This is a genomic window from Trinickia sp. HAY1-2D (assembly GCF_056754935.1).
The window spans coordinates 856,628-881,521 of sequence record NZ_JBPGWX010000001.1; the positions used below are offsets into that span (position 1 = coordinate 856,628).

Annotated in this window: 23 protein-coding genes and 3 pseudogenes; 10 read left to right on the forward strand and 16 right to left on the reverse strand. The window is 60.6% G+C overall.

Annotation, left to right across the window (positions count from 1 at the left end; all coding sequences use genetic code 11):
• Window positions 1-8: 8 nt before the first annotated feature.
• Window positions 9-1,478, reverse strand: coding sequence for a Y-family DNA polymerase (locus ACR9ZC_RS03755; protein ID WP_481579181.1), 1,470 nt, complete (start codon window positions 1,476-1,478; stop codon window positions 9-11).
• Complete coding sequence (gene imuA, locus ACR9ZC_RS03760) at window positions 1,408-2,115, reverse strand: translesion DNA synthesis-associated protein ImuA (RefSeq protein ID WP_481579182.1); 708 nt, start codon at window positions 2,113-2,115, stop codon at window positions 1,408-1,410. The genes ACR9ZC_RS03755 and imuA overlap by 71 nt, the downstream gene beginning before the upstream one ends.
• Window positions 2,116-2,402: 287 nt before the next feature.
• Between imuA and ACR9ZC_RS03765 the strand changes: the two genes are divergently transcribed.
• The 9 genes from ACR9ZC_RS03765 (at window position 2,403) to ACR9ZC_RS03805 (ending at window position 10,418) form a co-directional block, all read left to right on the forward strand.
• Window positions 2,403-2,603, forward strand: coding sequence for a hypothetical protein (locus ACR9ZC_RS03765; protein WP_481579183.1), 201 nt, complete (start codon window positions 2,403-2,405; stop codon window positions 2,601-2,603).
• Between the two features lie 73 nt (window positions 2,604-2,676).
• Entirely contained in the window at window positions 2,677-2,928 is a 252-nt protein-coding gene (locus tag ACR9ZC_RS03770) for a FitA-like ribbon-helix-helix domain-containing protein (protein WP_481579184.1), read from the forward strand.
• Window positions 2,925-3,311: a PIN domain-containing protein gene (locus ACR9ZC_RS03775; RefSeq protein WP_481579185.1), complete on the forward strand. Its 387-nt coding sequence runs from the start codon at window positions 2,925-2,927 to the stop codon at window positions 3,309-3,311. Before ACR9ZC_RS03770 ends, ACR9ZC_RS03775 begins: the two co-directional genes overlap by 4 nt.
• Before the next feature lie 140 nt (window positions 3,312-3,451).
• Complete coding sequence (locus ACR9ZC_RS03780) at window positions 3,452-5,041, forward strand: ABC transporter substrate-binding protein (protein WP_481579186.1); 1,590 nt, start codon at window positions 3,452-3,454, stop codon at window positions 5,039-5,041.
• A gap of 159 nt (window positions 5,042-5,200) precedes the next feature.
• A complete protein-coding gene (locus tag ACR9ZC_RS03785; RefSeq protein WP_481579709.1) occupies window positions 5,201-6,703 on the forward strand; it encodes an ABC transporter substrate-binding protein in 1,503 nt (500 codons plus the stop codon).
• 11 nt (window positions 6,704-6,714) lie between these two features.
• Complete coding sequence (locus ACR9ZC_RS03790) at window positions 6,715-7,794, forward strand: ABC transporter permease (protein WP_481579187.1); 1,080 nt, start codon at window positions 6,715-6,717, stop codon at window positions 7,792-7,794.
• Between the two features lie 41 nt (window positions 7,795-7,835).
• Entirely contained in the window at window positions 7,836-8,777 is a 942-nt protein-coding gene (locus ACR9ZC_RS03795; protein WP_481579188.1) for an ABC transporter permease, read from the forward strand.
• Window positions 8,767-9,657, forward strand: a complete 891-nt coding sequence (locus ACR9ZC_RS03800; protein WP_481579189.1) for an ABC transporter ATP-binding protein — start codon at window positions 8,767-8,769, stop codon at window positions 9,655-9,657. The genes ACR9ZC_RS03795 and ACR9ZC_RS03800 overlap by 11 nt, the downstream gene beginning before the upstream one ends.
• A complete protein-coding gene (locus tag ACR9ZC_RS03805) occupies window positions 9,654-10,418 on the forward strand; it encodes an ABC transporter ATP-binding protein (RefSeq protein ID WP_481579190.1) in 765 nt (254 codons plus the stop codon). The genes ACR9ZC_RS03800 and ACR9ZC_RS03805 overlap by 4 nt, the downstream gene beginning before the upstream one ends.
• A gap of 67 nt (window positions 10,419-10,485) precedes the next feature.
• Here ACR9ZC_RS03805 and ACR9ZC_RS03810 read toward each other — a convergent pair whose 3' ends face one another.
• Window positions 10,486-11,001, reverse strand: a complete 516-nt coding sequence (locus ACR9ZC_RS03810; RefSeq protein ID WP_481579191.1) for a DUF1697 domain-containing protein — start codon at window positions 10,999-11,001, stop codon at window positions 10,486-10,488.
• A 101-nt stretch (window positions 11,002-11,102) separates the two neighbouring features.
• Window positions 11,103-11,243: pseudogene (locus tag ACR9ZC_RS03815) on the reverse strand (PAAR domain-containing protein); the annotation flags it as partial.
• A gap of 65 nt (window positions 11,244-11,308) precedes the next feature.
• Between ACR9ZC_RS03815 and ACR9ZC_RS03820 the strand changes: the two are divergent.
• Window positions 11,309-12,396, forward strand: a protein-coding gene (locus ACR9ZC_RS03820; RefSeq protein ID WP_481579192.1) for an IS3 family transposase whose coding sequence is annotated in 2 segments (ribosomal slippage) — window positions 11,309-11,570 and window positions 11,570-12,396 — 1,089 coding nt in all. Because the reading frame shifts where the segments join, the coding sequence is not laid out codon by codon here.
• Window positions 12,397-12,426: 30 nt separating this feature from the next.
• On the opposite strand, the pseudogene ACR9ZC_RS03825 reads toward ACR9ZC_RS03820, so the two are convergent.
• The 12 genes and pseudogenes from ACR9ZC_RS03825 to ACR9ZC_RS03880 all read right to left on the reverse strand — a co-directional run.
• Window positions 12,427-12,558 (reverse strand): annotated as a pseudogene (locus ACR9ZC_RS03825) (PAAR domain-containing protein); the annotation flags it as partial.
• A 13-nt stretch (window positions 12,559-12,571) separates the two neighbouring features.
• On the reverse strand, window positions 12,572-13,309 hold the full coding sequence (locus ACR9ZC_RS03830; protein ID WP_481579193.1) for a putative type VI secretion system effector: 738 nt from the start codon (window positions 13,307-13,309) through the stop codon (window positions 12,572-12,574).
• Between the two features lie 6 nt (window positions 13,310-13,315).
• Window positions 13,316-14,050, reverse strand: a complete 735-nt coding sequence (locus ACR9ZC_RS03835) for a putative type VI secretion system effector (protein ID WP_481579194.1) — start codon at window positions 14,048-14,050, stop codon at window positions 13,316-13,318.
• 17 nt (window positions 14,051-14,067) lie between these two features.
• On the reverse strand, window positions 14,068-14,805 hold the full coding sequence (locus tag ACR9ZC_RS03840; RefSeq protein WP_481579195.1) for a putative type VI secretion system effector: 738 nt from the start codon (window positions 14,803-14,805) through the stop codon (window positions 14,068-14,070).
• A 6-nt stretch (window positions 14,806-14,811) separates the two neighbouring features.
• Window positions 14,812-15,546 carry a putative type VI secretion system effector gene (locus ACR9ZC_RS03845; RefSeq protein ID WP_481579196.1) on the reverse strand — a complete coding sequence of 245 codons (735 nt, stop codon included), beginning with the start codon at window positions 15,544-15,546 and terminating at the stop codon, window positions 14,812-14,814.
• Complete coding sequence (locus tag ACR9ZC_RS03850; protein ID WP_481579197.1) at window positions 15,543-16,532, reverse strand: T6SS effector BTH_I2691 family protein; 990 nt, start codon at window positions 16,530-16,532, stop codon at window positions 15,543-15,545. The genes ACR9ZC_RS03845 and ACR9ZC_RS03850 overlap by 4 nt, the downstream gene beginning before the upstream one ends.
• Window positions 16,533-16,579: 47 nt before the next feature.
• Window positions 16,580-16,888, reverse strand: a pseudogene (locus tag ACR9ZC_RS03855) (putative type VI secretion system effector); the annotation flags it as partial.
• 5 nt (window positions 16,889-16,893) lie between these two features.
• A complete protein-coding gene (locus ACR9ZC_RS03860) occupies window positions 16,894-17,631 on the reverse strand; it encodes a putative type VI secretion system effector (RefSeq protein WP_481579198.1) in 738 nt (245 codons plus the stop codon).
• 6 nt (window positions 17,632-17,637) lie between these two features.
• Entirely contained in the window at window positions 17,638-18,378 is a 741-nt protein-coding gene (locus tag ACR9ZC_RS03865) for a putative type VI secretion system effector (protein ID WP_481579199.1), read from the reverse strand.
• Complete coding sequence (locus tag ACR9ZC_RS03870) at window positions 18,375-21,188, reverse strand: T6SS effector BTH_I2691 family protein (protein ID WP_481579200.1); 2,814 nt, start codon at window positions 21,186-21,188, stop codon at window positions 18,375-18,377. Before ACR9ZC_RS03870 ends, ACR9ZC_RS03865 begins: the two co-directional genes overlap by 4 nt.
• Entirely contained in the window at window positions 21,185-22,171 is a 987-nt protein-coding gene (locus tag ACR9ZC_RS03875; RefSeq protein WP_481579201.1) for a DUF4123 domain-containing protein, read from the reverse strand. Before ACR9ZC_RS03875 ends, ACR9ZC_RS03870 begins: the two co-directional genes overlap by 4 nt.
• A gap of 1 nt (window position 22,172) precedes the next feature.
• Entirely contained in the window at window positions 22,173-24,704 is a 2,532-nt protein-coding gene (locus ACR9ZC_RS03880; protein ID WP_481579202.1) for a type VI secretion system Vgr family protein, read from the reverse strand.
• Between the last annotated feature and the right edge of the window lie 190 nt (window positions 24,705-24,894).

The window sequence follows — 24,894 nt, forward strand, 5'->3', positions numbered from 1 at the left end:
GTCGCGCCTCAACCGAAAAGCCCGTGAAGAAACCAGCTCGGCTCTTTTTCGATATCGCGGCTGCTTACGCGCTCGCGATAGATCCAGTAGCAGCTTCGGTCTTGCGCCTGAGCCACGAAGTAATCGCGCGTCACGAGTTCGCCGTCGAACCAGCCGGCCTCGATCCGCTCGCCGGTCGAAACGATCTTGAGCGGCGAGCCGTAGAACGGACGATGCTGACGCATCAGCAAACGCACGGGCGTCTCGAGCAACCAGGTGGGACGCGGCAGGACCGCGGGCGCGCTCGCCGCTTGGATCTTGGCATGCACCGGCACCCAACGGTTCGCGATCTCGGGACGATAGTCGGCCGCCGGCGCCGCGCGCAGCACGTTTTCTTCTCCCAAACGCGCGACGAGCAACTCGATGAGCCGCGCATGATCCTGTGCCGAGCCGCCGGGCTCGGGAAAGAGCGTTTCCGAGGCCGGCACCGCCGGCGCCACGTTCGTCGCTTCGAGCCGAAGCGCGATGACCGAGCCCGGCAGCGTCAGACGTCCCAAACGTTCTTTGAGCAGCTTGACGAGATGATCTTCGCGCCAGGTCGGCTCGCCGAGCGCGATCGCGAGCGCCGTGGGCTCCATCGCTTCGCGGCCGCGCTCGTGTTCGAGAAAAAACGTTGCCGCCGCGAGCGACAGCTGGCGGGCCACGAGCCAGCCGCACAATTGCACGATGAGCCGGCGCGCGGCGAACAGCATGCCTTCCGCATGCTCGATGCGGTCGGGCAGTTCGATGCGGGCCACAAAGACGGGCGGCGGCTCCAGCCAGTCGAAAAGCTCGGGCGCCCCGCCGAAAGCCTGATCGAGCGATGCGAGCACTTCGGCGCCGCAGCGTCTTTGCAAACCCGCGCGCGGCAACCGGCGAATATCGGCAATCGTCTTGCAGCCGAGACCAGTCAACCAATCGGCGAACGGTTGGAGATCCGGCACCGTGCCGAACGGCAGCCTGTCGAGTTCGCGCGCGAGCGAACGCATCGCGAGAAAACGGCGCTGACCGTTCTGAACGAGCAGCCAGGCTCCCTGCCCCGTAGGCGCCGCACTGACGCGCGCGCTCAGGCCCATCTCGCGCAAGACGATTCGCACCTGCCGGCACAATCGCAGCATCCCGCCGAACAGACGCAGGCTCGCACTGACATCGACAAGCAGGGTTGTTCCATCCACCCTGCTCACTTCCGGCGAAAACTGCATCAGCGCCATGGCGACTTCGCGCTGCGCGGCCTCTTCCTTGGTCAGGTCGCGCTCGTAAATAGTGGCACCCGGCGCCAGCGTCAGCACGCCCCCGCGGCGCATGCCCAGCTGCACGCCCGCTGCGCGCGCGGCATCATCGGCCACGATGACGCTGTCTTTTTCGAGTACGACCGCGCCTTGTGCCGCTTCAGGCCACCACTTCGGCCGGAATACCTCCAGCTGGAGTCGGTACAGTTTGACGGCGAGAAATACGCGCATGACGGCTGAACAAAATAGGACTGGGATGCAGAGGAATCGACAAGGCTTCGGCGCGTGTCGGCCCTCGTCGCTTCACGATATCGACGCTGATGCCGTCGTCCGCCGGGCGCACCGCCAGCCGCAGTAACGCCGGCGAGGCCTGCTGAGCGGCTGCGAGCGGCCTCACCATGACAAAAAGCGTGTCCGACGACTGAGCAGCAAGATGCAGCCGCCGCAACGAGGCCGTTTGCACCTGCTGCGCCCAAAAGAGCACCACCCCGCACGTGCCAGCCCGGAGCATCTGCTCGGCAGACCAGAGGGCATCAGGCATTTTGGCCGCGCGCACCTGAATCAATTGTTCGAGGGGCACATCCAGATAGGCGAAGGCCGGCCCATTGGGCACATGCGGGGGCTGCACGAGCGCAATGGGACGCCGGCCCTGTGCCGCGAGCACCGGCCGCAACAGCCGCATTTCGCCTACCCCCGGCTGCTGAATCAGCAGATCCACGAGTGCTCCGAGGGGCCAGCCGCCGCCCGGCAGCTCGGCCGACAATGCCGCATAACCCGTATCCACTGTACGCAGGCCACCCCGCGCCAGCTGCGACGCGCGCCAGAGCGAAGGGTGAACGTCTTCGGGATGGGAAAGAGCGGCAAACATCGGACAATTGCGCAATAACCTGTATGGATGTACAGTATGCTACACGTATTCGGAGTGTTCCGAATAGGTACTTTTTGGGATGACGGCAGGAAAATGAAGAGCGGGCGCCGGCAACGCACCCCGTAAATCTGGGAGGTGGACGATTCCTCGCTGGCCCTCCACTATTGGCCGGCTGGAATGGCGCATGCGTCGGCATCCCTCGTCACCGCGTCCCCGAGCGTCCTTGCGTCACGGGCCCGCGGCATCATTCATCACGAACTGGCTCGATACTGCAGCGTCCTATTTCAATGGAACCCGAACGATACAGAGGCTATGAAATCTGGGGCCACGTCATCGCGCAAGACGAGCGCTTTGCCGCGAGCGGCACCGTCACGCGGAACAACGAGCTGATTCAAGGCTCCGGTATCCTCGCTTTTTTCGCTACCGAAGAGGAAGCCCGCGCAGCGGGCATCGAATGGGCACGCGCGTGGGTTGATTGCCACCGATGACGCACGTATCCCTTTAATTGCGGGGGGCGTCATGCTTTGATTAAAATGCTGTCATTGATGAATGGAGCACAGCATGGCGAGCATGACGATTCGTAACATCGACGACCAGCTTAAGGCGCGGCTGCGCGTGCAGGCTGCTCAGCACGGCCACTCTATGGAAGACGAGGCCCGCGACATTCTACGGGCGGCACTTTCGACCAGCGCTCGAATCGAGCAGCGCAGTCTCGCGGAATCTATTCGTAGCCGAATCGAGCCGCTCGGCGGTGTTGAACTCGATCTGCCCGCTCGCGAGGCAATCGCCGACCGTGTGAACCTGGGTCCATGATTGTTCTCGACACGAACGTCCTCTCGGAAATCCTGCGGCCCGCGCCTGATTCTCGCGTAATGGCATGGCTGGCGCTCCAGCCGCGCGCCGCGCTTTTCACTACGACTGTCACCGAGGCAGAAATCCTATACGGCGTCCGCTTGTTGGCCGATGGTTCGCGAAAAGAAGCGCTGTCAATCGCCATCGAAGATATTTTCGATAAGGACTTTGCGGACAGGCTTCTAAGCTTCGACAGCGACGCTGCAGCCATGTATGCCGACATCGCTGCCTCGGGAAGAAACAGCGGCAGGCCAATCAGTCAGTTCGATGCGATGATCGCTGCAGTAACGAAGTCCAGAGGAGCGACGCTGGCGACCCGCAACGTAAAGGACTTCGTCAATTGAGGTGTTGCTATCGTGGATCCTTGGGCCACGTAAATTGAACCGAGTTCGCCACGCGGTACGATGACGGTCTTGCGCTCCGCGCGCGGCTGTCACTGCCATCACCGCCGCGGAGCCCATCGCCCTTTTCCGATGGAGTCCGCATGAAGCATTTGCTGTCGAAATTCGTCGTCACGGCGGCGATTGCCGCACTGACGCCCCTTACCTCGCTTCATGCCGCCACGCCGCCCGGCATCTTCGTGATCGCCACGCAAATCGGCGAGTTCACGACACTGGACCCGAGCGAAATCTACGAGCTCGTGCCGTCTGAATACGTGGCAAATGTCTATGAGCGGCTCGTGCAGATCGATCTGCACGACCCCTCCAAGTTCGAAAGCAAGCTCGCGCAGTCGTGGAGTGTCGGTGCCGACGGCACCACATATACGTTCAAGCTGCGCCCTGGCGTCAAATTCCACTCAGGCAATCCTGTCACGGCCGACGACGTCGCATGGTCGCTGCAACGCACCGTGCTGCTCGGCAAAGGTCCGGCCGGCGTATTGGCCGATCTTGGCCTCACCAAAGAAAACGTCACGCAGCAGGTTCGAAAGATCGACGAACAGACCGTGACGCTGCAGACCGATCGCAAATATGCGCCGAGCTTCGTCCTGAACGTCTTGAGCGCGGGCCCCGGCTCGATTCTCGACAAGAAGCTGCTGCTTTCGCACGAACAAAACGGCGACGCCGGCAGCGCATGGCTCAGGACCCACGACGCCGGCTCCGGGCCCTACCAGCTCGTCAAGTGGACGCCGAACGAAAGTCTCGTGCTGCAGCGATTCGACGATTACCGCGCCCCGTATCCCATGAAGCGCATCGTGCTGCGTCACGTGCCCGAAGCCTCGGCGCAACGGCTGCTGCTCGAAAACGGCGACGCCGACGCCGCGCGCAATCTGAGCCCCGACAGCCTCGCGGCGCTTTCGAAAGCGGGCAAGATCCATGTGGCGTCGTGGCCCGCTTCGGCATTGCTCTATCTGAGCCTGAATACGAAAAACCCGAATCTGGCGAAGCCTGAAGTGCAGCAGGCCATGAAATGGCTCATCGATTACGACGGCATTCAGCGCAATATCGTCAGTACCACTTACAAAGTGCATCAAACCTTTCTGCCCGACGGTTTTCTCGGGGTGCTCGATGCGAACCCGTACCGTCTGGACGTGCCCAAGGCGAAGATGTTGCTCGCAAAAGCAGGCCTGCCGAATGGCTTCGAAGTGACGATGGACATGCCGAACGACTACCCGTTCGTGGAAATCGCGCAAGCGCTGCAAGCGAGCTTCGCGCAAGGCGGCATCAAAGTGAAGCTGATCCCCGGCGACGCCAAGCAGGCGATCGGCAAGTACCGCGCGCGTCAGCACGATATCTTCATCGGCGAATGGTCGTCCGACTACATGGATCCGAACAGCAATGCGCGCGGCTTCGCCTGGAATCCGGACAACTCCGATCAATCGAAGTACAAAATGCTGGCGTGGCGCAACAGTTGGAACATTCCGCAGCTGACCGCCGAAACGGAGGCAGCGCTCGTCGAACCGGCGCCTGCGCAACGCGCGAAGCGATATGCCGCCCTGCAGCGGCAGGTACTCGACCATTCGCCGTTTATCATCATGTTCGAAAAAGTCGTTCAGGTGGCTACACGCCCCGGCGTCACCGGGCCGGAAGTTGGCCCCATCAACGATCTGACGTCTTACCGGACATTGAAGAAATAACTACGTTCGACGGAGCAGGCCATTCAATTGGGAGCGCGCATGAAACACTGGTTGCCCAAGTCCACCGCGGCACTGCCCGCGATCTTTCTCCCGGTATGCCTCGCAATCGGCTTGTCATTGACCGCACCGGTCGACGCTCGGGCTGCAACGCCGAAGGATATGTTCGTCATGGCCACGCTGCTGGACGAATTCACCACCCTCGATCCCGGCGAAATTTACGAGCTCGTGCCAGAAGAGTATGCCGCGAACACCTATGACCGCCTCGTTCGCGTCGATCTGGCCGACCCGTCGAAATTCAACGGCGACGTCGCGCAATCGTGGACAGTGAGTCCTGACGGGCTGACGTTCACGTTCAAGCTACGCCCCGGCTTGAAGTTCCATTCGGGCAATCCGCTCACGGCGGACGACGTTGCCTGGTCGATCCAGCGCGCCGTACAGCTCGACAAGGGTCCGGCAGCCGTACTCACGGGCATCGGACTCACGAAAGAGAATGTGATCGGGAAAGTGAAAGCGATCGACGATTCCACGGTCTCGATCACGACCGACCAGAAATACGCACCGACGTTCGTGTTGAATGTGCTCGGCTCCTGGCCCGCTTCCGTCGTCGACAAGAAACTGCTGCTCTCGCATCAGCAAGGCAACGACTTCGGCAACGGCTGGCTGCGCACTCATGAAGCGGGCTCGGGCGCGTATAAGCTCGTCAAATGGACCGCAAGCGACAGCATCGTGCTGCAACGCTTCGACGGTTACCGCTTGCCGCTCGCCATGAAGCGCATCGTGCTGCGTCACGTGCCCGAGGCGGCCACTCAACGCCTCATGCTCGAAAGCGGCGATGTCGACGCCGCGCGCGATCTGAGCCCTGACGATCTCGCCGCCGTGGGAACAAGCAGCAAAGCAAAGGTCACGCCCTCGCCCCAGGTCACCCTGCTCTACCTCGGCCTGAATACGAAGAATCCCACGCTCGCGAAACCGGACGTACAAGAAGCGCTGAAGTACCTCGTCGATTATTCAGGTATCCAAAGCCATGTTGTGAAGACGACTTACAAAGTTCATCAGACATTCCTGCCCGAGGGATTTCTTGGGGCGCTGAATATAAACCCTTATCGGCTCGATGTCGCGAAGGCCAAGGCACTGCTCGCCAAAGCAGGCGTACCAAATGGCTTTTCCGTGACGATGGATGTGCGCAACGATTACCCCTACACGGAAGTCGCGCAGGCCATACAGGCAAATTTCGCGCAGGCCGGCATCAAGGTCCAGTTGATCCCTGGCGACAACAAGCAAACGCTCGCCAAGTATCGTGCGCGCCAGCACGACATCTACATTGGCGATTGGTCTGCCGACTACATCGATCCGCACAGCAACGCACAAGGTTTCGCGTGGAATCCCGATAACTCCGACAAGTCGAGCTACAAGATGCTTGCCTGGCGCAATGGATGGGATATTCCGCAATTGACCGAGCAGACGCAAAAGGCGCTTGCCGAGCCCTCGACCGAGAAACGGGCACAGCTTTATCAAGCGATGCAAAAAGCGCTGCTGAGCCAGTCGCCCTTCGTCATCATGTTCCAGAAGGTGGCGCAGGTCGCGACCGCTCCAGGTGTGAGCGGGCTCGAAGTCGGGCCAATCAACGACCTCGTGTCGTACCGCAATCTCAGGAAGCGCTGAATTCTCCCATCATGTCCACGCCGCTTTCGTCTCGCACCCGGCTTGAAGCGCTACGCACACTCCCCGCGCGAAGGCCGGCGGTGCGCTGGACGTTGCGCATCGCGCGCTGGGCGATCACGCTCGCCATTACGTTCGTAGGCCTGATTGCGCTCACTTTCATCATCGGCCGCAAAGTGCCGATCGATCCGGTGCTCGCCGTGCTTGGCGACCGTGCATCGGCCGACGCCTACGCAGCCGAGCGTATCGCGCTGGGCCTGGACAAGCCGCTTGCCACGCAGTTGTTCATCTATGCGCGCGACGTGCTTCACGGCAACCTCGGCATTTCGCTGTTGACCGCCAACCCGGTACTCGAAGACATCAAACGCGTATTCCCCGCAACGCTGGAGCTGGCCACGCTCGCGACGTTGATCGGCATCGCACTCGGCGTGCCGCTCGGGGTCGTTGCCGCAGTCCGGCACAACCGGCCGATCGATCATCTCGCGCGCTTCATCGGCCTCATCGGCAGTTCGGTGCCGATCTTCTGGCTCGGTCTCATGGGGCTGCTGCTCTTTTATGCGCGGCTGCACTGGGTGAGTGGACCGGGCCGGCTCGACCCGCTGTACGACGGCATGGTCGACCCGCGTACCGGCTCGTTGCTGCTCGATGCCGCGCTGGCGGGCGAATGGGACGTCCTGCGCAATGCAATCTCGCATATCGCCTTGCCGGCCGCCATTCTCGGCTACTACTCGGTCGCCTATCTGAGCCGCATGACGCGCTCATTTATGCTCGATCAACTGAATCAGGAATACATCGTCACGGCGCGCGCGAAAGGCCTGCCGGAAAGCCGCGTGATCTGGCGCCACGCTTTCGGCAACATCGCCGTGCCGCTTTTGACCGTCATCGCGCTCACCTACAGCAATCTGCTCGAAGGGTCCGTGCTGACCGAGATCGTCTTCGCGTGGCCCGGTATCGGCTCGTATCTGACCGGTGCGCTGCTCAATGCGGACATGAACGCCGTCCTCGGCTGCACGCTCGTCATCGGGGTCATGTTCATCTTCGTCAATCTGCTGACCGATGCGCTCTATCGCGTGTTCGATCCGCGTGCCCGTTGACGCGACACCGCTGTTTTTGCCTTTTTCGCCTTCTATTCGATATGGCTTCTTCTCCCGATCGACCGACTCTACCCGCCGCCGCGCGGTCGGTGCGCGAATGGTTGCTCGTCGATACGCCGCAATCGCGCGCGCAAGCCTCGCTCGGGCTCGCGTATCGGCGCTGGCGGCGCTTTGCGGCGAATCCGCTGAACATGATCGGGCTCGCGATTCTCGTCACGCTCGGCATTGTGGCGGCGGCTAGCCCCTTCATCGTGCCGCACGATCCGTTGCGGCAAGTCCTCTCCGATCGCCTGCTGCCGCCCGGCAGCGCCTCGCATTGGCTCGGCACCGATCAACTCGGACGCGACATTCTTTCGCGGCTGATCGCAGGCTCGCGTCTGACACTCGGCATCGCCGTACTCGTCGTATCGATCGTTGTTCCCATCGGCCTCTTGATCGGCACCACCGCGGGCTTTTGCGGCGGTTTCGTCGATCGCGTCCTCATGCGAATCACCGATATGGCGCTCGCGTTTCCCAAGATCGTGCTGGCGCTCGCCTTTGCGGCCGCGCTCGGGCCCGGAGTCGTCAATGCCGTCGTCGCCATTTCGATCACGGCGTGGCCCGCTTATGCGCGCCTCGCGCGCGCCGAAACGCTGCGCATTGCCCACGCCGATTTCATCTATGCCGCGCGATTGCAAGGTGCTTCGGAGCCGCGCATCGTGCTGCGCTACGTCGTGCCGCTTTGCATGTCGTCTGTCATCGTACGCGCGACGCTCGATATGGCCGGCGTCGTGCTCGCTGTCGCCGGGCTCGGCTTTCTGGGCCTTGGCGCGCAACCGCCTAGCCCCGAGTGGGGCTTCATGGTCGCTTCGGGACGCAACGTGCTGCTCGATGCATGGTGGGTCGCTACGCTGCCGGGCGGGGCCATTCTCCTGGTGAGCCTCGCATTCAATCTACTCGGCGACGGGCTGCGCGATGTCTTCGATCCTCGCCATGGAGACTGAGATGGCCGATATCGCGAACGCTTCGCGGGCTCCGCTTTGCGAAATCGACGGATTGCGGATTGCGTTTCGCGGCCATGACGGCAGCCTCGTCGATGCCGTGCGCGATGTCTCGCTGACGCTTGCCGCGGGCGAACGGCTCGGCATCGTCGGCGAATCGGGGTCGGGCAAGTCGCTGACGGGACGCGCGCTGCTCGGGCTGCTGCCCGCGAGCGCGCAGTGCACCGCGCGCAGCATGCGTTTCGAAGGGCGCGATCTGCTGACGATGTCCGCGCGCGAGCGGCGCCGGCTCGCGGGCGCTGCCATGGGCATGGTGCTGCAGGACCCGAAATATTCGCTGAATCCGACGATGACGGTAGCGAGTCAGATGGCCGAGACGTTTCGGCTGCGCGAACGCGGGCTCGGACGACGCGCTTTGCGCGCGCGCATTATCGATGCGCTGCACGCCGTCGATATTCGCGATCCCGCACGCGTCGCGGCCTCTTATCCGCATGAGCTTTCGGGCGGCATGGGGCAGCGCGTCATGATCGCCATGATGATTTCGACGGGCCCGCGGCTCTTGATTGCCGACGAACCCACATCGGCGCTCGATGTGGCCGTCTCGATGCAGGTGCTTGCCGTGCTCGACGAAACGATCGCGCGCCATGGTACCGGGCTCCTTTTCATCAGCCACGATCTGCCGCTCGTCATGTCGTTTTGCGACCGTGTTGCCGTCATGTACGCCGGGCGCGTGGTCGAGACTTGTGCCGCGTCGCAACTCGTTCATGCCACGCATCCGTATACGCGCGGCTTGCTTGCGGCCAGTCCGACGCTCGCGCATCCCGTCGGAGAATTGCCGGTGCTGCAACGCGACCCGGCCTGGCTCACGGAGAGCGGACGATGATCGAGCTCCGCGACGTATCCATTCGTTTTCCCACACGCACGGGCCACGTCGATGCGGTGCGCGGAGCAAGCTTCTCGGTCCCGCGCGGTGAAGCGTTCGGGCTCGTCGGTGAATCGGGCTCGGGAAAATCGACGCTGCTGCGTGCGCTGACCGGTCTCGTGCCGCTTGCGAGCGGGAGCATGTCGATCGATACGCGGGTTGTCGCCGCGGGCAAGGTCGACCGCGCGTTTCGGCGCGACGTGCAGATGGTGTTTCAGGACCCGTACGCTTCGCTACATCCGCGTTTTACCGTCGATGAAACGCTGCGCGAGCCGCTCGCCATCCATCGGATATCGGACGCCGATCAGCGGATCGCGCGGGCGCTGGCCGAAGTCGGCCTCGGGCCCGCCTTTCGCTTTCGCTACCCGCATCAGCTTTCGGGTGGGCAGCGTCAGCGCGTCGCCATCGCGCGTGCGCTGATTCTCGAGCCTCGCGTGCTCTTGCTCGATGAGCCTACGTCAGCACTCGATGTATCGGTTCAGGCGGAAATTCTCAACTTGCTGCACCGGCTGCATCGGCAACGCGAGCTGACGATGATCCTCGTCAGTCATAACCTCGCCGTCGTTGGTTTTCTTTGTCAGCGCGTGGCCGTGATGCATAACGGCGAGATCGTTGAGCAGTTGGGTGTTGAGGATGTTCGCGCCGGGCGGGTTGCAAGCGACTATACGCGCAGCCTGCTGCGCGCCACGCATGGCTATCGTCGGCGTGGCCGTAAGCAGTAGGCGGTGAAACGTGCAGTTCGGGCTAAGGGCGCGACGTAGGGCGATTTGATCGGCTGCGCCGCGCGCCTTATGCCGCGGCGCATTTTTTGACGGTGTCCCAGGTGCGCGTGGTGACGTTCTTGCCGAAGGTCTTTTCAATCAGAGCCATGAAGGCGGGTCCTCGCGGACTCGGCACGTAGGCGCTGAAAACCTCTCGCTCGGCCACTGCAAGGATGCGGGCGCCGTCGAATTCCACCGGCAAGTCGATGTCCACCGAGTGCGGTATGCGCATGAATGTCACTACCCGTTTCGCGCCAGGCATCAGTTCGAATGGCGCATACGGATCCGCAGCCAACATCTCGTTGAGTTCATCGACACGACGGACGATCGTATAAAAGGCATGTCCCAGCCCGTCCGCCATCGCTGCTTCAAGCTTTTGTTCGAGCCGCGACGCGGAGGCCCCGCGGCTCGAGAAAACGACGTTGCCGCTCGAAAGAAGTGTTCGCACGTCATCGAAACCGGCGTTCTCGATGCAGCGCTTCAGTTCGGGCATCTTGGCGTTCATCGGACTCACACCTCGCAAGAATGCGGCATATCGTGGCATTCGTAGTCCTTGGAGAATCAACGTCGTGCGCTCGATGGATGATCGCGGGCGAAGTCGGCGCGTTAGTGCGGCAATGGCTCGCTGGCGATGATCGAAGGCGGTTATGCAGAAGCCGCCGCGCTCGAAATCAGGATACAGCCGCACGTTGCCTTGTGTCCGTGTCGCGCGATCGGCACCCCATCGTCAGTCATCGAAGCATCGCCCTCGAGGATTACGTTGGGCTTCACGTCAGGATGCTTGGGGGGTAATCCTCCCGTCCAGTAAGCGGGATCAGAAGTAGAATTTCCAGCAAAGGGAGTTCTACGCAATGAAGAAGTCGAAGTTCACGGATAGCCAGATCATGGAGGCGCTCAAGCGCGCGGAAGCTGGCGTGGCGGTACCGGAGATTTGCCGGGAGCTGGGCATTAGCACGGCGACCTTCTACAACTGGCGCGGCAAGTACGGCGGGATGGACGTGCCGCTGATGGCCAAGATGAAGGAGCTGGAAGCGGAGAACGCGCGACTGCGCAAGATGTACGTCGAAGAGAAGCTCAAGGCGGAGATCGTCGCGGAGGCGCTAGCAAAAAAAGACTGAGGCCATCTACCCGCCGCGAGATGGCCAGAGAAGCAGTAGCGAGCCGGGGTGTGTCGATACGGCTTGCATGCGAGGCATTTGGCATAAGCCAGACGTGCTACCGCTATGAGCGGCAGCGCAGTGCGGAGAACGAGCAGATTGCCGACTGGCTGCTACGGCTGACCCACAATCATCGCAACTGGGGCTTTGGGCTGTGTTTCCTGTACCTGCGCAACGTGAAGGGCTTCGGCTGGAACCATAAGCGCGTGTACCGGATTTACCGGGAACTGGAGTTGAACCTGCGCATCAAGCCGCGCAAGCGGCTCGTACGGCAGGCACCGGAGCCGTTGATCGTTCCGGCGTCGATGAATGCGGTGTGGTCGATGGATTTTATGCACGACCAGTTGAAGGATGGCCGAAGTATCCGGCTGTTCAACGTGATCGACGACTTCAACCGCGAGGCATTGGGAATCGAGATCGACTTCTCGTTGCCATCTGCGCGCGTCATCCGCGCCTTGGAGCAGATCATTGACTGGCGGGGAAAGCCGATGGCGATACGGTGCGATAACGGCCCGGAGTACCTGAGCGACGCAATCACGCAATGGGCAGCCAAGCATGGCATAGCGTTGAACTACATCCAGCCGGGCAAGCCGCAGCAGAACGCCTACGTGGAGCGATTCAATCGTACGGTGCGCTATGAATGGCTATCGCAGTACTACTGGGACGACCTCGCGCACGTGCAGCACTTCGCGACGGAATGGATGTGGCAATACAATCACGAGCGCCCTAACATGGGCCTGGGCGGCATGACGCCGAAACAGCGGCTCATGGCCGCAGCATAGCTTCTACTTCTGCCTCGCGTTAAAAGCGGGGGGATTACCGGGGCACGAGACTTCGTCGCCCTTACGGGCCACGAAACGCCCGTCGAAACGCATAGTCGTCGAGGCGGTGATGACTTTCCCGCCGTGGTCAGTATCGTCGTCGAGGCGAATCAGGTCGATCATGGTGAATGATGTCTCAGTAACGGAAGTAAAGGAGGCCGAGCGCGCCGGGGTCATCGGGCTGCTTGGTCTTTTTCGTGAGCGCGGGTAAATCTATGTTTTTTACGTTCGGCCAACCGAAGGCCCGAAAAATGCCTTCGGCGAGACAAACAAATCCGAAATACTTCCTTGATATCCGGTAGGCAATTACGCCAAATATCGCTGCCGAGAGCAGCATACCCGGCACCACTCCGAGAGCGAGTGCTCCGAAGTCGGCTAACGAGTCGCCAGAAAAGTACGATATTGCGGCAAGTATTAAATAGGCTGCGACGAGAATACACCCAAAGATCTTGAGAAACCATGAAAACGAAGCGCGATAGTGCGCGTAGCGTCCCCGGCTGCAATGCGGGTGTAGGGCGATGATGCGATCACTGATGCGGCGGATAGCGTACCCCAGCCAGCCGTCACCGTCGGGCTCAGCGACGACTTCCACTTCATCCCCTTCTTTAAACACCGATACCCACACCCAAGTCTTGACCGGTTTGCCGTCAAGCTCAAACTCGAGGAGATCAGCCTCTTCGCTTGTGTCCATCGCCATATTGCCTAACCCCGCAGCGACGCCGCCAAGTCCCGCCAGACCCGCAGCGATGGCCGTGGTGCCCATGTTGGTACGATCGCTTGATGCAAAGACGAAATCCCGACGGCACCGCTTTTCGTGTAGATTCCGAATACGGCCGCGTAGCAGTTGTGCGTTGCCTTCAGGGGGTTTTTTCATTCGGTGTTAGTAACGGAAGTACAGAACACCAAGAGCGCCGGGATCACCCGACGTCTTAGTCTTTTTTGTGAGCGCAGGCAGATCGATGTGCTTGACGTTTGGCCAGCCGAACACCTGGAATATGCCTTCGGCTAATCTCACGAAGCCCATGAACCGGCTCGAGATTCTGTAGGCTATGCCTCCCAGAATTAGGGCCCCGAGAAGGCCTCCGGCAATTGCAAGTAGTGCAAAGATGCCTAAATCCTGCGAGGTTAGACCCCTCGTAACGGCCACTAACATTTCTATCGCGAACGCGGCCAATAAAAGTCCGCCAACAATTTTGACGAACCAGGAGAAGGACGCCTTGTAATGCGCGTAGCGTCCTCGACTGCAATGCGGATGCAGAGCGACGATGCGATCGCTCATGCGTCGAATGCCGTAGCCCCGACATCCATCGCCATCTGGTTCAGCCACCACCTCATCCCCTTCTTTGAACACCGATACCCACACCCAAGCTTTGACCGGTTTGCCGTCGAGCTCGAACTCAAGAAGATCCGCCTCTTCGGTCGTGTCCATCGCCATCGCGCCCAACCCGGCCGCAACTGCGCCGAGACCGGTCAGGCCCGCCGCGATGGCCGTCGCGCCCATGTTGGTGCGATCACTTGCCGTAAATACGATGTCGCGGCGGCATCGCACCGTGCGCAGGTTGCGGATGCGACCGCGTAACAGTTGGAGCGTCCTTCGGCTCAGATCATTCGTCATCAGGCTGTTGCGTCCCTTCAGTAGCGAAAATATAGAATGCCGAGCGCGCCAGGGTCATCCGGCCTCTTCCCCTTTTTTGTGATGCCTGGTAGGTCGATGTGCCGGACGTTCTGCCAGCCGAATACATCGAATATTCCTTCGGCGAGGCGTACGAAGCCCATGAATCGACTGCTGATCCGGAAAGCTATGACACCTAAGATGAACGCTCCCAGCAACTCGCCCGCGAGGCCAACTAACACTAGCGCCCCGATATCCGACGCGGGTAAGGACTTGGCAAAGGCAACTATTCCGCCTAACAAGGAGGTCATTATCAAAATGCTACCGACGATCTTCACGAACCATGAAAGGGACGCACGATAGTGCGCGTAGCGTCCGCGACTGCAATGGGGATGCAGCGCAACGATACGATCGCTAAGGCGGCGGATGCCGTATCCCAGCCAGCCGTCGCTATCTCGTTCAGCGACAACCTCTACCTCGTCGCCTTCGTTAAAAACGGATACCCATACCCAAGCCTTGATCGGCTTGCCATCGAGCTCGAACTCAAGAAGATCCGCCTCTTCGGTCGTGTCCATCGCCATGGCACCCAGTCCCGCCGCGATGCCGCCGAGGCCCGCCAAGCCAGTTCCGACGGCAGTTGCACACATGCTCGCCCGATCACTCGCCGTAGAGACGAAGTCACTACAACACCGCTTTTTGCGCAGACTCTGAATGCGGCCGCGTAACAGCATTGCATTGCCCAGAATGCCTTCCTTCATTCTCTTTCAATACCGGAAGTACAGCACGCCGAGCGCGCCCGGATCGCTGGGCTTCTTTGTCTTTTTCGTGAGCGCAGGTAAATCTATGTTCTTTACGTTCGGCCAGCCGAATACTTGGAATATGCCCTCGGCTAAATGAACGAAACCTGAAAATTTTCTCGAAACCCGAAAAGCAATGAACGCGAATATTAGAACGAGGCCCGCCCCACCCAACGCGCCTGCCTGAACGATTCCCGTCCAGTTCTGCACGGACTGCAGCAACGCTAGCACGGATACTAGGACGTACATAAAGAGCAAGAACCCGGCCGAAATCCTAAGCCACCAACGCGCGGAGGCTCGGTAATGTGCGTAGCGTCCACGGCTGCAATGCGGATGTAGGGCGACGATACGATCGCTAATGCGGTGGATCCCATACCCCAGCCAGCCGTCGCCGTCAGGCTCAGCCACCACCTCAACCTCATCGCCCTCCTTGAAAACCGATACCCACACCCAGGCTTTGACCGCCTTGCCTCCGAGTTCAAATTCGAGCAAATCTGCCTCTTCGGTCGTGTCCACTGCCATTGCGCCCAGCCCGGCTGCAACACCGCCGAGCCCAGTCAAGCCAGCCGCAATCGCCGTCGCACCCATATTGGTGCGATCACTTGCCGTAAAGACGAAATCCCGGCGGCAGCGCGTCTTGCGCAGATTTTGAATGCGGCCGCGCAATAACTGTGCATTGCCCTGAGTCGCTTCCTTTGTCATTCTTTTGCTCCTTCCGTCTGAAGGCCGACAGCCTTGAGGGCTTTCTCGAATCCTTCGTGCTGCTTGCCTGCGGGCCAAGATGGCGAATTCGGTGATTTGCCGAAGGCACACTTCTCCAGCCAGGATTGCAGGTCGTCATCCTCCCAATAGGCTATCAGCAGTTGGATCACTGTGAGGACGATCGCCACTTCCCACCCAGAGAGGTACAGCACGGCACGGCCTAGCAATAGCAATGCGGCACGCTCGCCAATTACAACGCCGGCTTCTTCGGCGGCAGCATCCATGGCAAGAGTCACCGCGGCACCTACAGCCTTGCCCGCAGCTAACGCCTCCGTTCGTGCCGCCGCGCCCTCAATTCCTGCGCCCACCTTTCCAAGCCAAGCCGTCTTCCCGCGGGCGATCCGTGCTATCAACGGCGCGGAAGATGTCATGGCGGTCAACAGATTCGCCCCTGCCGCCGCAATACCGAGGGTGCTCTTGATGAGGTAGGCAGCGGCAAGAGGTATCTTGCCCTCGCTTGCATTGCTCGCGAACTTTTGTCCGTCTACGACCGCACCGATCAACGCCGAAGCACCCCCAAAGTACCCGGTGATCGCCTTGAGATTCGCAAGCGTGTTCTCCGCACTCTGAGCCATCGCAGCCATTGCCTTAGTCGACGAAATGAGACACGCCGATGTCGCCGAGAACCCACTCGCCACCAGCAGCGCATAGTCCTGCCCGCTCTTATCGATCTTCGCGAGCGCCGCTCCAAAGCAAAAAACCTCGATGATCGCGAGCACACCTCCGAGCCGAATCCCGGTCGCCGCTTCCTCCCCTACATGCGTCACCTTCACCGCATTCCAGCGCCCCCGCATGATCTGTCCACGCTCATCGGCCGCCAAATCCTGCATCGCCTGCGTGAACGCGCTCTTAGCCGGCACGCCCGTCTTCCTGAGCGCCGCATAACTCCGCTCGAATTTCGCGCGCAGCGCGGGCTCCGTCTTCACTGCTTCCTTAACGAACTTGACCGTATCGTCCTTACTTCGCCTATTCGCTCGGCAACGACCTCGACCTCGTCGCCTTCGTTGAAGACCGAAACCCACACCCAAGCCTTCACCGGATCGCCGTCAACCTCGAACTCGAGAAGATCGGCTTCCTCGGTCGTATCCATCGACATTGCGCCCAACCCTGCGGCGACGCCGCCCAGTCCCGCCAGACCCGCAGCGATGGCCGTGGCGCCCATGTTGGCGCGATCGCTCGATGCAAAGACGAAATCCCGATGGCACTGCTTCTTACGCAAGTTCTGAATGCGCCCACGTAAGAGTTGCGATTGTGCGCTGCTTTTAACGCCCTCGTTGCACATACAATCTAGTACCGGAAGTAGAGAACACCGAGAGCGCCAGGATCACCCGGCGTCTTGCTCCTTTTTGTGAGCGCAGGCAGGTCAATGTGCTTGACGTTCGGCCAACCGAAACCGCGGAAAATTCCCTCTGCAAGTTGAACAAATCCGAAATATTTCCGAGAAATCCTATAGGCGATAGCACCAAATATTGCTGCCGAAATCAACATGGCAGGTATCAAAGCCGCAGCAAATGCGACGAAATCTCGCAATGAATCCCCGGAGAAATACGATACCGCGGCAACTATTAGATAGGTTGCAAGAATAAGGCATCCTACGATCCTGAGAAACCATAGGAATGATGCTCTATAGTGCGCGTAGCGTCCCCTGCTGCAATGTGGATGCAGGGCGACAATGCGATTGCTCACACTGCGAATACCGTATCCTAGCCACTTGTCGCCGTCAGGCTCGGCCACAACCTCAACTTCGTCTCCCTCCTTGAATGCGGAGACCCATACCCACGCTTTAATCGGCTTACCGTCGAGCTCAAATTCGAGAAGATCCGCCTCTTCCGTTGTATCCATCGCCATTGCGCCCAACCCGGCCGCGACGCCGCCGAGTCCGGCGAGGCCGGCTGCGATGGCCGTCGTGCCCATCTTGGTGCGATCGCTTGCCGTGAAGACGAAATCGCGACGGCACCGCTTCGTGTGTAGGTTCCGGACTCGGCCGTATAACAGCTTCACGTTGCTCTGAGTGGTTTCCGTCATACCGTTTCAGTAACGGAAGTACAGGACGCCGAGCGCGCCCGGATCACTGGGTTTCTTGGTCTTTTTTGTAATCGCGGGTAGGTCGATATGCTCGACGTTTGGCCAGCCAAAGACTTGGAAGATGCCTTCTGCGAGATGCACAAAACCCATAAAGCGCCTTGAAATCCTAAACGCGATTACGCCATAAATTGCGGCCCCAATTGCACTGCCCGCCAGCACTACCAATGTCAAGGCAAGAATGTCTTCGGTTGGCAATGACTTGAAGTAAGCTACAATCGCTTGCAATACCCAAGCCACTAATAAAAGCGTTCCAATAATCTTTAAAGACCAAGAAAACGACGCCTTATAGTGCGCATATCGTCCTCGGCTGCAATGTGGGTGTAACGCGACAATGCGATCGCTCACGCGACGGATACCGTATCCCAGCCAACCGTTGCCGTCGGGTTCTGCAACAACCTCAACGTCGTCACCCTCATTGAACACCGACACCCACACCCAGGCCTTAACCGCCTTGCCCTCGAGTTCGAATTCGAGAAGATCCGCTTCTTCGGTGGTATCCATAGCCATTCCCCCCAACCCGGCCGCGACCCCACCGAGGCCTGCCAAGCCAGCTGCAATGGCCGTCACGCCCATATTCGCCCGGTCATTTGCCGTGAAGACAAAGTCCCGTCGACACCGCTTCTTGCGCAAGTTCCGGATGCGGCCTCGCAGAAGCTGAGCGTTGCCCTGAGTCGCTTGCTTCGTCATTCCTTCGCTCCCTCAACCTGAAGGCCCACGGCCTTCAGAGCCTTTTCGAATCCTTCGTGCTGTTTGCCGGCGGTCCATGGCGGTGAGTTTGGCAATTTACCGAACGCGCACTTTTCGAGCCAGGATTGCAGATCGTTGTCCTCCCAGTAGGCGATCAGCAGTTGGATCACCGTGATTACAATCGCCACTTCCCATCCCGACAGATACAGCACAGCACGCCCCAGCAGCAGTAGGGTGGCACGTTCGCCAATTACGACGCCTGCCTCTTCCGCCGCGGCATTCATGGCTGCGGTCACCGCGACGTCCACCGCTCTGCCTGCCGCCAGAGCCTCCACTCTCGCCGCGGCGCCTTCAATTCCAGCTCCGACTTTTCCCAACCACGCCACCCGTTGCCCAGCAATCCGCGCGATTAGCGGTGCCGAAGATGACAAAGCGGTTAGTAGGTTAGCGGAAGCTGTACCGATGTCAAACAACGTCTTCACAAAATAGAGCACCGCGTTGGAGAACTTCCGGTTAGCAACTCCGTCTGCCGTTTTTTCAACATCGACTATCGTGTTAATTAGTGCAGAAATACCCCCAAAGTACCCCGTAACCGCCTTAAGGTTCCGAAGCGTGTTCTCCGCACTCTGAGCCATCGCAGCCATTGCCTTAGTCGACGAAATGAGACACGCCGATGTCGCCGAGAACCCACTCGCCACCAGCAGCGCATAGTCCTGCCCGCTCTTATCGATCTTCGCGAGCGCCGCTCCAAAGCAAAAAACCTCGATGATCGCGAGCACACCTCCGAGCCGAATCCCGGTCGCCGCTTCCTCCCCTACATGCGTCACCTTCACCGCATTCCAGCGCCCCCGCATGATCTGTCCACGCTCATCGGCCGCCAAATCCTGCATCGCCTGCGTGAACGCGCTCTTAGCTGGCACGCCCGTCTTCCTGAGCGCCGCATAACTCCGCTCGAATTTCGCGCGCAGCGCGGGCTCCGTCTTCACTGCTTCCTTAACGAGCTTGACCGTATCGTCCTTACTGACGCCCACTCGCATCAGCAGTACCGCACGGATCAAATACTCACCCGCGCAGTCGCCAACCTTGCCAACGCCGGTCCATTTGAACAGTGCGTTACCCGTGGTCACGACCAACCGATCGGTGTGGTACTTCTTGAGCGCCGCCTCAGTGGCAGAAACCGGCATGGCGTGCTCATCCACTTCCCCGATCTTCTCGCGCAGCTCCGGAAACGCCTTCAACTTTTCCAGCACCTTGGCTACTTTCTCTGCCCACTCCGCGGCTTCTTCGCCCAGTGGCGCGCGGTACGCCGTCGCCTGGGCGAGCAGTTCCTTGAGCTCCGCTTTCGATTCCCGTTGGTTATAGGCAAACGCGCGCCAAACAAGACTCGAGGCTTGCGTCGGGTCCGTCTGCTTCACGAGGTTATCGACAATCTCCTCGCCCTTGTCTTCCGATGGCAGTCCCGTGATCGCCTCGGCCACTACGCCATCGAACGCAATACCGTCCGCGATATCGGTCTCGCTATAATCGTGCAGCGTCGCAAGCAAAAGGGGTGCCTTCAACCATGCTTCGACATCGGCGGCACGCTTCGCCTGCAACTGGACGATATCTCGCTGAAGCGATGCAAAATACCTCTGAAACAGCTCGAGCTTTATCGTATTGAGCTTGTCGCGGTATTTCGGCCAAGCCGCATCGCCAATGCGGCGGGCCTCCGCCGGATTGATCTCGCCCGCCGCTTCGATACGCCTCTCGGATGCAGCCTGTTCGGCCGGCGAAACAAGCGGCGCAATCGGCACGAATCCATCGCCGGCATAGGGCGTCTGCTTCATCGCCTCCCATCCCGCCTGCAAGGCAGAGCGCATCCGGCTCTTCGATGCAACCGCTCCGTTGCGCACGATGATCTCGGCTTCATCGATCGACTGCATCGCGTCGACCTGCGCCGCCCGCTCCCGAACATAGACCGACAACATACTTCCGGCGTCGTTACGGGAACCGTTGAGCTCGTGCACCGCCCCAATGCCATCCCACAGCGCGAGCAACATCGGCGGATGCGATTTATCGTGGCCGATCTCCCCCACGGTATGCATGAGCTTGACGAGCTGAGCGCTGGCCGAATCAGGCGTCGCCTGACGGATCGAAAGCGGGTAGCGCGTTGCCACGCGTGCAAGGAAAGTCTGCTCGTACCAGCCCGTCTCGTTGGAGAGCGGCACACGGGGAGGATTGAGCAACTTCGGATCGAACCCGGGCATGTATTCGATCACGTCGTCGACGGAAGCCTGGGTGGCCAGTACTGCATGACCATGCGGATCGGTACCGGACCCGATCCATTGGGCCGGTTCGATCGACTGCATACGCTGCGCGCGCAAGCTCGCGTTACTCGCGTACTGACGCAAGATATCGTCGTGCCACGCGTGCTCTGAAAACGCCAACCAAACCTTGCCGCACTTGTGCGGCTGTTCAATGGCGATCATGTCCATCTGCACCGCAATGCCCTTTTTTGCGCAGGCCGGATGCGTGCGCGGCTCGCGTGGCAGCGGCAAGTCCTGCTTCCATAGACGCCCGTCCGGCGTGACGCGGTAAACCTGCCAGTAATGGCTCCCGCGCGCCCCACGTTCGTAGAATATGAACAGCCACCCCTCGCGCAGCGTACGCAGGCCGTACTGATGCTCCTGTAATGCGACATCGGTCATGCCCTTGCCCGTAATGCCGGGCGGCAGCTTCGCGCCAGCCGTCTTCGGCACCACCGCATAACGCACAGGCAGGATCGGCAGACCGCTCTTCTCGCAGTTGTCGCACTTCATCTGTTCTGTCATACCCTCGTTCCGTTCTTCTTGTTATATCCGGCGCACCACGCACCGCCGCGGATTTCGTCGATTTCTTGCTCCGTCAGCTCGCTCGCCGCTGCCGTATAGAAGCGATCGGCCGATACTTCGCCAAGCGCCTGGATGACCCGCGGATGCGAGTCGAAATACGGATGCCAGTCGAGCGCATGGCCGATGAAGGCGAGCCGGTCGTCACGCTCGTGGAGCCCATAGTGTTCGGCACGGACCGCGGCCGCCACCGCGGCTTCAACGTCGTCCGGATCAGGTTGCCGGCCGGTGGCATTACTGTGCAGTGCGAGTGCGCGATTGACGACACCGTGGCGACGGATGGCGGCCCACTGCTCGGGCTTGAGCATCAGATGCTCGAGCATGGGCGGATACAGACCTGCGTGGCCCCTCAGTCGAGCACCGGCGTCGAACCCATGCCAAACCTTCACCGGCCCCAGCAGCGTCTCTCGCTGCATCAGCGAGAGCATGGGCCACAACAGCGCAAAAGCACGCGAGTCGTAAAAGCGCAGCGCGCACGTTGCGCCACGGTCGTTCGTCTGCAATACATGGCGCGACAAATGCTGTGCGAGGTCTTCGGCGGACGCGGAGGTCGCGAGCCAACCGCCGATGCGCTGACCAGGGCCACGCGCCATGGCGTCCGGGCGCCGGTCCGAGAGTGCAATGCGCACGCTCTCGGCGAGCCATGTGTCGAAATGACTCGCCGAGGGATCGAGCACCAACAGGTAGGGGCGGTGATGCTCAGCAAACGCATCATGCTCGATCGGCAATGGGACACGCGGCAGTTCCGCAAGCGAAGGCTTACCTTTGCCCGATACGGGCAATTCCCGCGGTTGCGGATCGACCAATAGCAAGCACTGCAGATCTGGATGCCGCCGGAAATAACCCAATAACGCAACGACTGCGGTCTCGACGGTCGCCGGTCCTGTGGTATCGGAAGCAGGCGCGTACAGATTCGGATAGGTCATGTCACCCAAGCTCCACCATCGAGGCACTATCGGCCGCGGCGCCGCTCATTTTCCAGGCGCAACTCTTCGCGGTGCTCGATAGCCCGGCCGGCACGCGCATCGACGCAGCACCCGGCTTGTCCCAGCTCGCGCATTTCTCGAGAATCTGGCCCGGCGTGCCGTTCTCGATCAGATCCGGCGTGATCCGGATATAAGAGCCGCCGGCCCCGATCCAGATTTCCTTCTCGGCCGACAACACGAGCCGCCCGTCCGTGCTCGTGATCGTTACATCCTTGAGCGCCGATAGCGCGATGGCATCGCTTTGCGCCTGGATCTCGACCTTGCCCTTGGCCGCAAACAGCTTCATCCCGGCGTTTTGCACGAACAGGCTGAGCTTCTCCATCGCGCTGACGAGAAACGATTTGCCCGCGGCAACATGCGTGCTTTGGCCGCTGACCACGTTCACCTGTTGATTCGCGGTAGCCTGCAGGGAATCCTGCGTGGACAGCCCCATGCCTGCGGGGCTGGCAAGCAACATGACGGGTGTCGCGAAACTGTTGGCCGTTCCCGTGCCGCCGCCCGCGGTGCGGCCTCCGGCGGAACCGCCTGCGCTGCGGTAGCGCGTCGCCTGCGCGAAACGATCGAGCGCGCGGAGCCCCTCCTCGAGACTTTCCGCGTGATTCGTCTCGCTGGCCTGCGAGGCAAGATCGGCAACTTGCCGCGCGCTCGCAAGCTGTTCGCCCGCCGCCGTGACATCGAGCGGCTGCGCGGCGGACGTAGGATGCGTCGACACGACGAGTCCTCGTGCCGCGCGCAGTGCGCCGTACGCATCGGATTTCAGATCGAACCCGCTGCCCAGATAAGCACCCCGCGTATTGTTCTCGTGCTCGATGAGATAACCGAGATGCAGGTGCGTCCGGTAGCTGCTCGAGTAGAGATGCACGCGATTTTGCCGGGTCGAGTCGTCGAGTACCAATTGGTTGTACCCGCTGCCGCCATATTCCTTCGATCGATAGCCGGAAAGCAGGCCGTAGGTATGCCACACCGGTTCCGTCTCGCCTCCCGCGACGCGCGAAACGATCACGGGACGGTCGCAATCCCCGCCGACAAAATCGACAAGCACCGCGTCGCCATCGCGCAGCGGATGAACGGCGCCGCGCTGGGCACCGGCGTCGGCAAATGCCGCGCGTACCCAACAGGAAGCCTGCGTGTCTCGATACCAGGGAAAGTGCACTCGCGCGCGGTTCAGCTGGTCGGTGAAAACTTCCTCTCCCGGGATGGCCACGACGGTCGCATTCATCAGCGACATTGGCGGCTTGGCGTGCTCCCGAGGCAAGCGAAATGGAGTGTGGCGCCGCTGCAATTCGACCTTCACCTGAAAAAAACCCTCGGCTCCATCCATATGCTTGACGACCGACCCGCCCCGGGTGGCGGCCCGCGTCGCAAGCTCGTCGCGTAAGCTACCCTCGAGTGCGGGATAGCCGTCGAGACCCGGCACGTTGTTGCCGATCGACCAATCGACACCGAGCATCAGATATTCGTCGTCCGACGAGCTGCTATCGTGCAAAGCGCCTCGCGCCAGCTTGAACCAGTGGCCGGGCATGGCGCACCGCAACGCGCCCACGGCATCGAAGCGCTGAATCTGCGACTCCCACGCCTCGACACGAGCACGCACATGGCGCTCGCCGTCTTGGGGGGTCGCCCAGGTATAAGCACCGGTGTAGTCGTACACCTCGCCGTCAGCGGGCAGCCCGTCCGGCGCAGCGGTGGCGCCGACGACGCTCTTATCGAGGCTCGGCTGTTTATAGTCGAACGTATTGGCGGTGAGCCGGGCGCTTTGTAGCTGGACCCTTTCGCGCAACGAGACGAACCCGTCGAACTCCTCTCCCTCGCCCGCGCGACTCGTCCGGACGACCTCCTTCTTGAGCGGCGGCAGCCGAAAAGCGTCATCCATGATGACCAACGTATGCGAGCTCCCATCGTCGGCGAACTCGAAGCGCCCGAACACGCCGGCTTCTTCCATGCTGCGGTAAACGAAGTTCAGGTCGGATTCCCACTGCATGCGGTAGGAATACCTCGGCATCGGCTCGCGCAGATCGAAACGGTAGGAGGTGTGCGCTGACGCCTGTCGATGCGCGCCGAAGACATCGGCCATGATTTGCTCGCCGCTTTTTTCCTGCCAATCGCGTTGGTCACGGCGCAACCGCAGGAAGTACAGCCACGACGAAAACCGGAACTGATAGTAAATGCATGAGCCGTCCGCTCCCAATTCGGCAAAGTGGTGAACATAGCCGTGAATGGGAATATAAGAATGATCGGTCTGTCCGATCCAGAGCGTGACAGCCTGGCCCAGTAAGCTGCGCGCCTCGATTTCAGGACCGTCCCGAAGCGCGGCGGCTTCCACGATGAATTCATAATCACGGCCCAGCCGCGCACTGCCTTTCACCCAGAGCGGTACGAGCCGGTCACGGCCGGCGGGCGTGTCGAGTTTGATCAGCCGCTCGAATTGCGCATAGCGTCCGCGTAACGTGCTGGTCAGAGTATCGGAGGGCATGCGCGGCACCTCGGTTTTTTATCTTTTGGAAGACACGCATTCTAGAGAGGACAGATATCGTCTGGCAATACGATGCAGCGGCAAATCGGACCGAGATTATGCGAATCCCATAAGTTGCGATTCGCTTTATATCCGCGCAGCCGTTTAAATCGGTAAATAAATCGACATAATGAAAATGCAATCGGTCGAT